Raw genomic sequence first — 13,321 nt, forward strand, 5'->3', positions numbered from 1 at the left:
CTTCCCCCAAAGGGGGTATTCGTGCGCATCAGATCAAGGAATTGCGCAAAAAATCGCCTCGGTTAAAATCTTGTTACTCTTAAATTGAATCTTCGTAACATTTCGCCCTTGATAAAACCGTCTACGCTTATTACGCGTTGGCATTATCACCAGGGGAAAACATGAAGCAATCACCATCCATTTCAGAACATGACAACGATGTCGAGAGCGACGAAAAGGACCAGGGTAAAGAGATAGAAGTGGATGAAGATGCCCTGCCCTCGCGGGCTGCGGCAATTCATGAAGAGATTCGCCAGGACGGGGAGAAAGAGTTAGAGCGCGATGGCATGGCGTTGCTATGGTCTGCTGTAGCTGCGGGGCTATCCATGAGCGCTTCGCTGATGGCAAAAGGGATTTTCCATGTGCATTTGGCTGATGTGCCTGGCGGTTTCCTGCTGGAGAATCTGGGTTATACCTTTGGGTTTGTCATCGTGATAATGGCCCGTCAGCAACTGTTCACTGAGAACACGGTTACTGCGGTATTACCGGTGATGCACAAACCCACTGGCGGTAATTTCATGCTGTTATTGCGCCTGTGGGGCGTGGTGCTGGCGGGGAATTTGATCGGCACGGCGCTCGGCGCATTGGCGTTTAATCATATGCCGATTTTTGACGAGGCGACGCGTCAGGCCTTCACCGTGATTAGCGAAAAGGTGATGGACAACTCCCCCAGCGAAATGTTTGCCAATGCCGTCATTTCAGGTTGGATTATCGCCACCATGGTTTGGATGTTCCCTTACGCGGGCGCGGCCAAAATCGTGGTGATTGTGATGATGACCTGGCTGGTGGCGCTGGGAGATTTAGCCCATATCGTGGTGGGTTCAGTAGAAGTGCTTTATCTGGTGTTTGCCGGCACGCTGCCCTGGCAGGAGTTTCTCTGGCCGTTTGCTTTACCTACGCTGCTGGGGAATATCACCGGCGGTACGTTGATTTTTGCGCTGATCAGTCACGCACAAATTCGCAACGATATGAGTGAAGCGGCGAAGGCCAAAGCGAAGGCGGAGCAGAAGCGCAAAGAGAAAGCGCAGAAGAAACAACAGTGAGATGTGGCACGAGATTGTTGATAGATTGAGCAAACAGGATTTACACGGTTAAATTCTGCTGGTCGGTACGCTATACTGCGCGCCGCGTCTCCTTAGTTAAATGGATATAACGAGCCCCTCCTAAGGGCTAGTTGCAGGTTCGATTCCTGCAGGGGACACCATTTTAATGTCTACGAACGTCTGCTAAAGTATATTTTATTATCTAAATTCAGCAACTTAACCCCATCGTTTCGTCTACCAAATTCCAATAACTTTTATCAACATCCTGCTTGTTTTGTTGGTATCTATGTTGGTATGGTAAGTTCGATAATGCCGATACCATCAGCATGGGAGGTTTACTATGGCACTCACTGAGGTAAAAGTCAGAAACGCTAAACCTGCTGAGAAGCCGATGAAGCTGACTGATGGTAGTGGTATGCACCTTCTGATTCAGCCCAGCGGTTCGAAATATTGGCGTCTGCAATATCGTTTTGCTGGTAAACAAAAAATGTTGGCGTTAGGTGTTTATCCTGAAATCTCTCTTGCCACTGCACGTCTTAGAAGAGACGAAGCAAGAAAGCTAATCGCAAACAACATAGATCCTGGTGAGAAGCGAAAATCTGAAAAGATTGAAGAAAAAGGGTTGCTCACATTCGAAACGGTTGCAAGAGATTGGCATTCGAGCAACAGGACATGGTCTGATAGTCACAGAACCACAGTGTTAAACAGCTTAATCACTCATCTGTTTCCAGTTATTGGTAAACGGAACATCACTGAACTCAAAACCCGTGAATTATTGCTTCCGCTAAAAAACGCTGAGAAAAGCGGGCATCTTGAAGTGGCTTCGCGTTTACAACAACGCATAACAGCCATAATGCGATATGCCGTCCATAACGCTTTGATTGACCAAAATCCCGCCTATGACCTTTCGGGTGCCGTGACAACACCTAAAAGCACTCATCGCCCTGCTCTCCCCTTCGAACAGCTACCTGAGCTTCTAAGACGAATTGAAGCTTATAAAGGTAAAGGCATAACGCAAATCGCAGTCCAGTTAACTCTGCTGACTTTCATCCGTTCAAGTGAACTTAGGTTCGCACGTTGGTCCGAAGTGAATTTCGAAAATTCCTTATGGACGATCCCAGGAGAACGTCAAGAGTTGGATGGAGTTAAGTATTCTGGCAGAGGCTCGAAAATGAAAAACCCTCACCTTGTGCCATTGAGCAAACAAGCCAAAACCCTGCTCGAAAAACTTCATTCTATCAGTGGCGATAAAGAACTTATGTTCATAGGTTTTAGTCGTGATGACAAACCAATCAGCGAAAACACTGTCAACAAGGCCCTGCGCACTATGGGCTACGATACAAAGAAGGAAGTGTGTGGACATGGTTTTCGAACCATGGCATGTAGTGCTCTAATTGAGTCTGGATTGTGGTCAAGAGATGCTGTTGAACGTCAAATGAGCCATCAAGAACGAAACTCCGTTCGAGCAGCATACATACACAAAGCAGAACATCTCGAAGAAAGGAAACTGATGCTCCAATGGTGGGCTGACTACCTTGAAGCATGTGAAGAGAAAGAACTGACTCCTTTTTCGTTTTGTAACAAAGCTGGATTTTAGCGAGCTAAAGGACACTCATATCCACCGTTGAAAATGGCTCTTGTCAAAGAGAGCCAAGACTCATGCATTTGTCTAAGAGCGCTATGAATGCAGAGACTTCCTTGTTTTTGGCTAAATTATAATTAATTTTATCAATTACTTAGATTGCTAATACAGGATAAGGTTTGGGCATTCTTTTACACAAATAAATGCCCACATCTTGCGACTCAAGCAATGTCCAAATTTAAATTCACCTAAAAGCTACGCAAAACCCACCCAGTCGCCTTTTCATTTCAAACCATCATTAGATAACACTCCCTATTTCTATTGTTCGAGAGCAAAATTTTTAAAAAACAGATGTCAAAAAAGGTTGCAACAGCATCAAAATTGATCAATTTTTAACCACTATGACTTATTAAAGTTGCATCAAGGCACTGTAATGAACAATCAAATCAAGGAAAAACAGAGGGTTAGGGTTGCACAGTATTTACGGATGTCTACTAATCTTCAGGAGTTTTCGTTAGATAACCAGGCCCAATTCATCAAAAAATATGCTGATGAGCATAATATGGAAATCTTACATACTTATGACGATGCAGGCAAAAGTGGTGTATCCACAACTGGAAGGCATGATTTTAATAAGCTTGTAAACGATGTCCTTACGAAAGAAATAAATATCGATGCTGTCCTTGTATACGATGTTAGTCGTTTCGGCCGTTTCAAAGATCCTCAAGAGGGTATTTATTATAAATATCTGTTAAAAATGAACAATGTGGATGTCATTTATTGTGCCGAAAATCTCCCAGAAAACAGTGAAACTGAAACATTCATACTTTCTTCACTTATGTATGCTGCGGGAGCCTTTAGTAAAAACCTTTCAATAAAGGTATTTGCAGGACATGTGAATCTTGTGAAAAGAGGATATTATCAGGGAGGAAAAGCCGGATATGGGCTTAAAAGAAAGTTGCTTGATAACAATAACAAACACAAAATGATACTTGCTCATGGTGAGAGAAAGAGTCTTCAAACAGATAGAATAGTTCTTGTCCCCGGAACAAAGAAAGAAGTTGAGTTAGTAAAAAAGATTTTCAATATGTTTATTTTTGAAGGGCTGAATGAATATCTTATCGCCTCGCGACTCAATCGAGAGGGGTATAGATTCAGCGATAAAACAGAATGGACACGAGGTCGAATTCACTCTGTTCTTATTAATAGCCGATATACCGGAAAATACACATATAACCGTACATCACAAAAGTTAAAGACAAAGAAAATTAAAAATCCTGAAAAGGAATGGATTGAATATAATTCTTTTTTTAAACCTATTATTTCAGAAGAAAAATTTAAATTAGCTAAAGAAATTATTGATAATCGCTCTGTAAAAATTAGCAATGAAAAGATTCTTGATTGCCTAAGAAAAATCCTTTCTAAACATGGAAAGATTTCAGGATTTATTATAGATGAAGAGGATAGTAGTCCATCAAGCAGTGTAATTGCAAACCGCTTTGGTGGTCTTCTTAATGCCTATAAATTAATCGACTATACCCCTGAGCGAGATTATCAATACTTAGAGATAAACTCTTATCTGCGAAAAAAACACTGTGACATTGTAAAAAAAATAAAAAATGAAATTCTAAGCAGTGAAGTAAAGATATTAGAAAATAAACTGGTTACAATTAATAAAGCTTTAAATTTCTCCATAGTGCTTTCACGATGTAAAAAAATAGGTTCGAACAGACATAGGTGGAAAGTGCGATTGGATAGGAGTCTAAATCCAGAAATTAGTATCATTGCAAGAATGAATAGTCTTAATACTGAGCCTGTTGATTTTTATATATTACCGTCAATAGATTTTTTTGAAAATGAATTAAAACTTAAAGACAACAATAACCTTTTGTTCGAAATGTATCGTTTTGATGATATCAAGCCATTCTTTAATATGCTATCAACTGATGATAAGGATGTAATTTAAATGCAAGAGCAAAATGTTCACATGGTTAAAATATCTTCTATTAAGGTAGTAATCCCTCGGGCAAGGAACAAATTTCGACATGCAGAAATAACAGAAAGCATTGATGCAAGCGGGCTAAGGAAACCAATAACGATTCGAAAAATCGTTGATAAGAAATACGATTTTGCTCTAATTTGTGGTCAAGGCAGACTTGAATCATTGACTGCCCTGGGAGAGGAATTGATTCCCGCATTTATATTGGACATAGACGAAAACCAAGCTTACATAATGAGTTTAGTCGAAAACATGGCCCGAGTGATCCCAAGAGCGGGTGAGCAATTTCAACGAATAAAAGAAATGACCGATCAAGGATTAACTAACAAGGAGATATCCAACTCCACCGGCTTATCTTTGCACTGGATTACAAGTTTAACCATGCTTATTAACAAAGGAGAAAACAAGCTATTATCGGCTGTCGAATCAGGAAGTATACCCATATCATTTGCTGTTGAAATTGCAAGAGTGGACTTTGAAGGTGGTCAGGAATTATTGATCAAAGCGTTTGACGAAGGCCTAATAAAACATAAGGATGTTGGTAAAGTTCGTGAAATACTCGACTCGCGGGATGAAGGACTCAAAGGATTTATCAATAATAATTTCGGAGTTACCAAGAAAAAGAAAAAAATGACTACAGATGAATTACAACAACTTTATCAGGACAACATTTCACAACATAAAAAAATCAAAAATAAAGCTGACTATGTTGAAATCAAACTATTGGTTGCAAGTCAGATATTCAAAGAACTTACCAGCAATGAGAGTTTTTATAAAATAGTAAATGAAGAGAGTTTACAAGATATTGTCAAAGTCATAGTTAAAAACACTGCCAATTGAGGTGTGAAATGATAAAGTATTGCTTTAATGACAAATCAGTAAGCTTCAAACTTGCTGATCTGACTTACACAAAAAAGCTTCCTACAAATTTTCAAATCAGTAAAAAATACACACAAATAAAAAGCACTATATTAGCCATTGGGTTAGTAGAACCAATACTTGTTTTCATTGATCGAACAGATAACTCTGTGAAAATCCTTGATGGTCACCTTAGGGTTGAGGCCCTTAAAGACTTAGGCGAAGATAAAGTAAACTGCCTTATTTCGACTACATACGACACCTACACACCCAATAAAAAAGTTAACCGGATAACAATTATACAGATCCAACGAATGCTAAAAGAAGCTGTAAGAGTAGGAGTTCCTGTTGAAATGCTTTGCACCGCATTGAATGTAAGTGTTGAGTCTCTGAAATCTAACCTATCAGTTTTAAAAGGGATCTGCCCAGAAGTGATAGAATTGTTCAGTGATAAAGATATCCCAATTAATACTTTTAGAACTTTGAAGAAAATGATACCTTTGAGACAAATAGAATGTGCGAACCTGATGGTAAAATTTGAAAACTATTCAATATTATTTTCGGAGTCTTTATATCACAGCTCCTCGCCAGAGTTTCTCATCGAGCAACCAAAAAAGAAATCAGACTCTAAACTTGCAAACAGAAAAGCTATAGAAAGACTTGAGAAGGAAATGGCACAAGTTCATTTTGACACTAAAAAAATTAAAGAAACCTACGGCTCAAATAGTTTGAAACTCACAATCATTATTTCTCATATTAAGAAACTGCTTGAGAACCCAAAAGTGTTTCATTGGCTCCTGAGGAATAAAAGCGATTACCTCAATGAATTGACAGAGATCTCTGACATTAACAAATTAACTTAAAGTTTGTTTTTTTGTGGCTTACATAATTTTTTTTTGTAAATGTTAGGATCTACAGCTATTTTGCAGATCCTGACTTCGTATCCAAAATTGCTAATACTCTTATAAAAGTTCTTTAAATTAATTTTTGAAAACAAAGGTAAGTCTTCAGGTAGGTTTTTATTCGTAGCTATAGCGAAGACTAATTTATAATTTTTGGCATCAGGTCGTATTATATGATCAACCAATTTTATATGGGCAGGAAGTTTCTCATTAAGCTTTCCTCTGAATTCAGCATCGCTTATGAAAAGCTCCGAACCGACAAATCCTTGAGAGAAAAGATGGCTCATACTTTGCGAACCACTATAATATTTCACATGAATAAAATCTGATGCACCTTTTATAAGATCGCAAAATTCAACTTTACTTTTGCTCCCACCGTGATGAATAAATTTCTGATCCATATGTGTAAATGATTTGTCACCAAGGCAAATTTTTTTATTGTAATCTTCTTCTCTATTATATGAGTATACTGGAAACTTATCTGATTCTTCATAATGTAGAATTTTTTTCATTTCATCATCAATGGTCGTTACGAATTTTCTATCGGCCACATACCATATAGAATCTCGCAGAATATAGTTCTGATCACCTTCTTTTATTTCAGCATAAATGCATCTGTACAAAGACCATTTTTTTATCGATTCATAATCGGCATTCAAAACATGCAAGCAACTTCTTTTAAGTTCATCAACAGTAACATCAGCATTTTTGCCATCAAAATACTCACATATATGATTTACTGACAAGCTTTCATAAATAATGCTTCTTTGCCTTCTCTCGAAGCAATATCCTATTTGTTTTTCCCAATCTACAATTTCTGGCTCACCTAACCATATGTCACTGAAGTCCCTTTGTTTTATTAAATCAATCAAAAGCGAATCCAATATTTCAATTTCGGCCTCATCAGCTTCTTTGATATTGTTAACCCATTCGAATTCTTCAGGAAGAGGTAATAGATTAATAGAGTCTATTTTTATTAATAATTCAGGGATCGATGCTAATTCAATGTCAGGCACAATTACAAAAGCATCTTTCCCTGTTATTTTATTTCCTAAAACATCTTCAGTGGAAATGCCTGTGAGGGTCGTAAGAATATCCATCTCAGAATCTATTTTAAGATTATATATGTCGACTTCTTTACTACTCTGACTACGAGTTAAAAGATTGGTTTCGTTATGACTACCTTTATCCAAGCTACGGATTTTTTTATGCTCAATACAGTTAAGGGTTGTTTTCAGTCCAAAACCTTTGATAATACTACTATCATTGATTAAGTGATGGCCAGTTCCGAAAGGAATAAGATACCTTGTGTTATCAACCTCAACAACAAGAACTGCTCCAGTGCTACTATTCATACCGAAGAAATCGGGTTCTATTTCCGTCTTTTGGCTCGTGAATAGAGTTGTCCATTCAGGTGGCATTGGGTCCAAAACTTGCTTTGCATAAAGGTATACTCGTGCATTATCCACCTCGAATTCGACAGGCTTTTTGACTCTTTCCAGATTTAAAACTTGGTCAATGTCATCAGCAATTCTCTTTGTTTTATAAATTGAAAGTTTTATCTTCATTCTATTTACCCCCAATAATTTATCGGGCCAGTATACTTAAAGAGTTCAATAACTGAGTGTCTAATGTTTCTCTTACCGGAGTTGGTAATCCATTTGCAACTCTATAATTCTTGATAGCAGTTCGTGTCGCAGGTCCCATGCTTCCGTCTATATTGCCGTTATAGAACCCCTTATCGAGTAACGCGAACTGAACTCGCATGATCAACCGCTTACGTTTTTCTGTATCCGAAGTCAGCCCATTACTGGCACGATTGGCTCCTGTGGTTCCTGCTGAGTATGTAGTGGCGGAGGTATCAGTGTCATTAGAACGAAGCGAACGGACAGACGAAGAAGACGATGGAGAACTGCTCCCTGAGCTGGAAGGGGAAGAAGAGCTTGGTGTGCTGTAAGTTTTCGGATAGTAGGGAGTAGAAGTTCCCCCATAGTATCCACCGCCAGAAGATGATCTATGAGAGCTATGACTTCGATGTGAACTGTGACTGCGATGACCCGCTATATAAAATGGCACATCTGTGTTTAGAGGGGCTATCACCATATCATGCTCGTTAAGAGACATTGCAGGCATATCACTTGCGCCTATAGCTGAGTCACTTGCCCATACAGAGTTATTCAAAGCAAGAAATCCAGGAAGTAATGCTGCGAAGTTAAATTTTTTCATTTGATAGGTCTCGGAGGTTGATGAAAACGGCCTTTTGATGAACTGAAATATCCAGCACAGGAAGACTTCTGAGTGCATTCATCACATTCTTTTGGATAATAATTTTTCCAGTCAGAGATGGACTGTGTAGCAAATCCCCAAGCTCTTTCCGGAAGGTGACACAATGGATAATTGAAGATGGTAAGGGGTATGCCCGACCTCTGAGCGGTTTCTACAGCAGAAAGGATCTTCTCGCTATAGCTGTCGTGCTCAACGAAGATTGATGACCAGTTCTTACGAGCCCATCCAATCGATTCCAGCCCCATCAGTGAAATTTGGTTTATATTGGAGAACACACGGCCAGTAAACTCAACGATGTCATCAAGTTCTGTATAGTTAGCCTGTGTAGGGATGATTCTCAGTTCAATGTTGATCCCTGAGTTACCTGCATTGATTAACCCTCTTACTGTCTCATCAAATGCCCCGTCACTTCCAACCAGATAGTCATGAACTGATGACCTTGAAGAATAAAGTGGGATACCAAAAGTAATTTTGATCTTATCGCTTCGTTCTTTCATCTGACGAGTAAAACTGACATCTGAAAATTTCCGCCCATTTGTTAAAACATGCAAAGCAGTGCCTGGCGAGTTTTCGATGATGAAATCGATAAAGTGCAGGAAATCGTCACCATACAGTAGAGGCTCTCCCCCGCTCACTCCCACTACACCATTCAAAGAGAAAGAGGCAATGGCAAGTGCTGACTGACTGAGTAGCCAATCATCGTTTCCAGTCTTAGGGGGCTGCGAACAAAACAGGCAACTGTTGTTGCACCTTTCAGTTACCAGAACCGTATTATGATTTGCTCTTCGGGACAAAATCACCCTGAGCATGTTGCCGTTGTTAACGATCCCGATGTCACCATCTTCTATCGAATCAAATAGCTCTTTGCTAAAAACAGAGTCTGTAAAATATGCAGGTAGCTGTGAATCGCTCTTTGCCTTAGTGACAAGCAAATTTGGGAGGAAAAACTGAGGGTTTTCTGGCTTGGATTTGCACAAGCGATAGAATCCCTGCTGAACTGGCAATTCAGATGAAAACCGGAAAATATCGTTTCTTAACACCTCAGACATAAGCCCATCCTTTAAGCATCTCTGCCATGGGCCCATCCTGAGATATCTCGTTCAGAAGGTAACGAAACATACCTTTGTGATATTGGCAGAACGTAGACCGACTCTTGTCACCAACAGGTTCGCCGTGAACACTGATGTTTTGGCAAGGATCTGCACCACAGAAAGGCTGATAGGCGCATGTGTCACAACCAGGCATAGCGAAATTAAATGATGATGTTAATGACGACCTGTAGAACTCACTATTACTGAACGACAGGGAAGAAAAGTTACCAGCACTAAAATCTGCTTCGGGATTCACTTTCTGAAGCATACGGCTTTCGTCGCTACCGTAAACCTTACCGTCATAATTGAAGAGGATACAGTTCAGAACCACTCCGCTTGGCGATTTCAGGTCTGCATAGCCACTGAAGCCCGGATTAAAGATTCTCTTAATATGGATAGCAGCCGAATGCTCAACGACAGGTATGTCCTTCTGATTCTGAAGTAACACTTCTTCCATCAACTCTTTGTAAAATTCGAAATACTCCGGCATCGAAAAGGTAAAGCTTTGCTTTTGGGCAAATCCGTATGGGCTGACAGGTCTAATAAACATATCCGTAAGACCTAAGCCCAAATGAGCCTCCACTATCGAAACAGGATCTTTGGTAAGTTCTTTTGTTACGGTGGTTACTGTAGCAACACGATTAGAACCCAATTCATCACGTATGAGTTGCATACCAGCGATAGCTCTCGAGTGAGCTTTTGCTCCAGGGAGGATTCGATTCTTATTGTGGATATGTTCATTGCCGTCAAGAGATACAGAGAAAGTAATGTTCCTACTTCTCACCCACTCGATGACAGAAGCATCTAAAAGCGACAGGCTTGTAGCAATCACTATTTCAAAAGCTTCGGAGCCGAGTGAAACCTGACATTCGTTATAAATCATTTGCACAAGATCGAATCTGAGGAGTGGTTCTCCCCCCTGAACTTCGATTTTGTATGGCGGTGTTCCCAATTTCTTTATAGCGCTGACAATTTCAGGTATGAGTGTCGGGTCAAGATCGTAGCCACTTGCTCCAACTGCTGCTCTGCTAACCTGACAATACTTGCAGGTATGATCACATCTCAGTGTAGGAACTATCATGAAGATTGGCCTGATGGCTAAATCATTCATGAGTCTTTTAGCTAAACCAGAGCTTAACGCAGAAGAAGCCAATGAAACCGCGTCATCATTAGCAATAAAAAGCTTACTTTCAAGGCTACCCGATACATTCCGTTCTGTCGGGAATTGGTTGCGTGATAGCTGGAAAAGCTCTGCATCCTCGATGAAGTGGTGGAAACCAGCCAGATTACTGATGAAAACCTTGCCATCATTTAATCTATCGAAGTTAAACGGCATGAGCTTCATCCAGTGAGTCTCTCATCAATACTCTTCAGGACATTGCTGATAATCGCTGCTCTAACTCTTCCCGTATGGCTATCAAGAGACTCCCTTAGCTGGAAATCGTTTCTCAACCGTTCAAATTCGAACTGTATTTCCTCACTAAATGTATCAAAAGAGACATGCCAATTTATATCGTCATCTTCCAATCGCCACCGTGTATAGGCAGTCATCCAGTAAAGACTGTTTCGTAAAACCCATTCAGAACATGCTGTTTTGCTTATCGTTTTATTCCACATAAATGTCTCAAAGAGTCTAGAAAACACTATTAGAATGGCTTATGTTTTTGTAAGCATCTTCCAAGCTTTCAGGATAGATGACGTAAGATCCTGTAACTGTAGTAAAATCTAACCTATTAAAATTCAGTAGGTTACGCATATCATAATCAAGACTTATCCCATATACAATAACATTACCCCTTGAAAGGGTAATTTGTAAATTTTTTTTACATTTTATGATTAGTTGATAGAACAGGTTAGTAGCGAAGATTTAGCCGGAGATGTGAGAAGTTATCCACTATTAGTCTATTAGTAATGTAAGAGCCAGTTGGTTTGGTGATGCGAGCTTTAAGCGCAAAATTATATAGTAGGGTCATAGAGTTACATGTTGCCATTGCCGACATACTTTTCGTATGTCATAAATCTCAGACAGAGATGATGCAGCAGTATCATTTTACAAGATATAACCCACTAATAAAAAACAATTTATTATCTATGGCCAAGTCTTTGATTTACTGATGGGCTACATTTTATAAAGAAAAGGAGCCATTTGATTCATTGTCGTGGGCAGAAGAAACTTTGTGGGTAAAGCCAATTATAGTTGATCTATAAATGTTGCTTCACAGTTGGTGAATAGCAACATATCAAAAACTCTTTTCTTTTTTTCTAACTATAACAAACCGTGTTTTAGATTATTAACACACCACAAATCGATAGTTAAACTGCTTGAACGGTCTTTATAACAACTCAAGGAACAAGTGAAAATATCTATTCTAAGCAACATGCTTATATAAGATGATGATTGCGCACCCATCAAAGGTGGCTATGATATATGGCTTATGAATTACCATAAAGATCAAAGCATAAAAGACATTCGAACTTATCTTTTATGCTTATTGCACTAAAAATCAACTGCGTATAGTGTAAGATCTCATTTACCATCATTATAACTCACGTAAAATTTTTGAACTAAATTAAATGGCATCCATTTTTTCTGGATATAAACCCTTGTTAAATATTTTATATTAAAAACACATATTGGCAATCCAATTTTATTATTACATACAATGAGCCCTATCAAATCCTTTTTTTATTTCTGTCATTATTACTATCCACATCATTTGAAATCAATAATGAAATAACTTCTTTTTCTTTACTTGCGATTAAAGCAGGTATGCTGAAGACACCCGAATCTAAACAGTCCCCCCACCACCACATAAATTTATTTACAGCAGGACTCATATCTTTTTCAATTTCTAAAAACTCATCGTTTGAATAAATACATGAAAGTGTCTTTATATTCTCAACATCCATGGCCTTAATGATTATTCTAAAAATATCATCCGTTGGAAATAAATTAATTTCATCTAATTCTATATTTAATTGTTCCAAGATCTCACTTACTAATTCTTCAACTTCCTTAAATGCTATATTGTATTTTACCATTACATTACCTCACTTATTATTATAATTACGTTTTTTGTAGCGAAGAATACTCAAATCCATTAGCTGATAAACTCAAAACCAACCAAGAAAACACTACTATAAGACAATTAATATAAAAATTACATTATGTCAAATATAATTTCTATATTAAATTCAAAATAACAATACAGATAACATTTGGTTTTAATATTCATGAACAGTGTCTTATGAGTAAATTATTTCACACAGTTAGAAAATGCATAAAGAATGCCAGAGCATTCGGCTAAAATAATTTATTTAAAACAAGTGATACTTTTTGATTCCAAAAAATATTCACACACTGTTAATCCAGTCATATGACCTTATGCTTTATTCTCTTTAGGATAAAGTAGAATTACTATCAGTAGTTGTAGAAGAAAGATAAGAAGAAGAAGCATTAAATTAAAAGGACCTCGAAGATAAATATTTATTACTCGAGATTTACTGTTCGTGTAATTTTT

11 protein-coding genes and 1 tRNA gene are annotated in these 13,321 nt (G+C 38.5%); 6 read left to right on the top strand and 6 right to left on the bottom strand.

The annotated features are described in order from the left end of the window. The first annotated feature begins 161 nt into the window (after nucleotides 1-161). From ACXI0A_RS15605 to ACXI0A_RS15630, 6 genes are all read left to right on the top strand, one after another. Nucleotides 162-1,082 (top strand): formate/nitrite transporter family protein, encoded by a 921-nt coding sequence (locus ACXI0A_RS15605; protein WP_476147846.1) that lies wholly within the window; start codon nucleotides 162-164, stop codon nucleotides 1,080-1,082. Nucleotides 1,083-1,168: 86 nt separating this feature from the next. Continuing rightward, a tRNA-Arg gene (locus ACXI0A_RS15610) sits at nucleotides 1,169-1,243 on the top strand. 179 nt (nucleotides 1,244-1,422) lie between these two features. Further along, nucleotides 1,423-2,679 carry a phage integrase central domain-containing protein gene (locus ACXI0A_RS15615; protein WP_476147844.1) on the top strand — a complete coding sequence of 419 codons (1,257 nt, stop codon included), beginning with the start codon at nucleotides 1,423-1,425 and terminating at the stop codon, nucleotides 2,677-2,679. 418 nt (nucleotides 2,680-3,097) lie between these two features. After that, nucleotides 3,098-4,630 carry a recombinase family protein gene (locus ACXI0A_RS15620; RefSeq protein WP_476147842.1) on the top strand — a complete coding sequence of 511 codons (1,533 nt, stop codon included), beginning with the start codon at nucleotides 3,098-3,100 and terminating at the stop codon, nucleotides 4,628-4,630. Then, entirely contained in the window at nucleotides 4,631-5,503 is an 873-nt protein-coding gene (locus tag ACXI0A_RS15625; protein WP_032905926.1) for a ParB/RepB/Spo0J family partition protein, read from the top strand. Nucleotides 5,504-5,511: 8 nt separating this feature from the next. After that, nucleotides 5,512-6,384 carry a plasmid partitioning protein RepB C-terminal domain-containing protein gene (locus ACXI0A_RS15630; RefSeq protein ID WP_476147839.1) on the top strand — a complete coding sequence of 291 codons (873 nt, stop codon included), beginning with the start codon at nucleotides 5,512-5,514 and terminating at the stop codon, nucleotides 6,382-6,384. Here ACXI0A_RS15630 and ACXI0A_RS15635 read toward each other — a convergent pair. The 6 genes from ACXI0A_RS15635 to ACXI0A_RS15660 form a co-directional block, all read right to left on the bottom strand. Then, nucleotides 6,381-7,991 (bottom strand): TIGR04141 family sporadically distributed protein, encoded by a 1,611-nt coding sequence (locus tag ACXI0A_RS15635; RefSeq protein ID WP_476147837.1) that lies wholly within the window; start codon nucleotides 7,989-7,991, stop codon nucleotides 6,381-6,383. The two genes, ACXI0A_RS15630 and ACXI0A_RS15635, sit on opposite strands and share 4 nt — an antisense overlap. 19 nt (nucleotides 7,992-8,010) lie before the next feature. Then, entirely contained in the window at nucleotides 8,011-8,649 is a 639-nt protein-coding gene (gene hxsA, locus ACXI0A_RS15640; protein ID WP_476147835.1) for a His-Xaa-Ser repeat protein HxsA, read from the bottom strand. Continuing rightward, nucleotides 8,646-9,758 (bottom strand): His-Xaa-Ser system radical SAM maturase HxsC, encoded by a 1,113-nt coding sequence (gene hxsC, locus ACXI0A_RS15645; RefSeq protein WP_476147833.1) that lies wholly within the window; start codon nucleotides 9,756-9,758, stop codon nucleotides 8,646-8,648. The genes hxsA and hxsC overlap by 4 nt, the downstream gene beginning before the upstream one ends. Beyond that, nucleotides 9,751-11,145, bottom strand: a complete 1,395-nt coding sequence (gene hxsB, locus ACXI0A_RS15650; RefSeq protein ID WP_476147831.1) for a His-Xaa-Ser system radical SAM maturase HxsB — start codon at nucleotides 11,143-11,145, stop codon at nucleotides 9,751-9,753. Before hxsB ends, hxsC begins: the two co-directional genes overlap by 8 nt. Continuing rightward, a complete protein-coding gene (gene hxsD, locus ACXI0A_RS15655; protein WP_476147829.1) occupies nucleotides 11,142-11,417 on the bottom strand; it encodes a His-Xaa-Ser system protein HxsD in 276 nt (91 codons plus the stop codon). The genes hxsB and hxsD overlap by 4 nt, the downstream gene beginning before the upstream one ends. 1,056 nt (nucleotides 11,418-12,473) lie before the next feature. Then, nucleotides 12,474-12,842, bottom strand: coding sequence for a hypothetical protein (locus ACXI0A_RS15660; protein ID WP_476147827.1), 369 nt, complete (start codon nucleotides 12,840-12,842; stop codon nucleotides 12,474-12,476). Nucleotides 12,843-13,321 lie beyond the last annotated feature (479 nt).

This window comes from Pantoea sp. C1E2 (genome assembly GCF_056491465.1).

Coding starts and splice junctions, on each gene's coding strand:
- ACXI0A_RS15605 (WP_476147846.1), top strand. CDS start 162: ATGAAGCAATCACCATCCATTTCAGAACATGACAACGATGTCGAGAGC.
- ACXI0A_RS15615 (WP_476147844.1), top strand. CDS start 1,423: ATGGCACTCACTGAGGTAAAAGTCAGAAACGCTAAACCTGCTGAGAAG.
- ACXI0A_RS15620 (WP_476147842.1), top strand. CDS start 3,098: ATGAACAATCAAATCAAGGAAAAACAGAGGGTTAGGGTTGCACAGTAT.
- ACXI0A_RS15625 (WP_032905926.1), top strand. CDS start 4,631: ATGCAAGAGCAAAATGTTCACATGGTTAAAATATCTTCTATTAAGGTA.
- ACXI0A_RS15630 (WP_476147839.1), top strand. CDS start 5,512: ATGATAAAGTATTGCTTTAATGACAAATCAGTAAGCTTCAAACTTGCT.
- ACXI0A_RS15635 (WP_476147837.1), bottom strand. CDS start 7,991: ATGAAGATAAAACTTTCAATTTATAAAACAAAGAGAATTGCTGATGAC.
- hxsA (WP_476147835.1), bottom strand. CDS start 8,649: ATGAAAAAATTTAACTTCGCAGCATTACTTCCTGGATTTCTTGCTTTG.
- hxsC (WP_476147833.1), bottom strand. CDS start 9,758: ATGTCTGAGGTGTTAAGAAACGATATTTTCCGGTTTTCATCTGAATTG.
- hxsB (WP_476147831.1), bottom strand. CDS start 11,145: ATGAAGCTCATGCCGTTTAACTTCGATAGATTAAATGATGGCAAGGTT.
- hxsD (WP_476147829.1), bottom strand. CDS start 11,417: ATGTGGAATAAAACGATAAGCAAAACAGCATGTTCTGAATGGGTTTTA.
- ACXI0A_RS15660 (WP_476147827.1), bottom strand. CDS start 12,842: ATGGTAAAATACAATATAGCATTTAAGGAAGTTGAAGAATTAGTAAGT.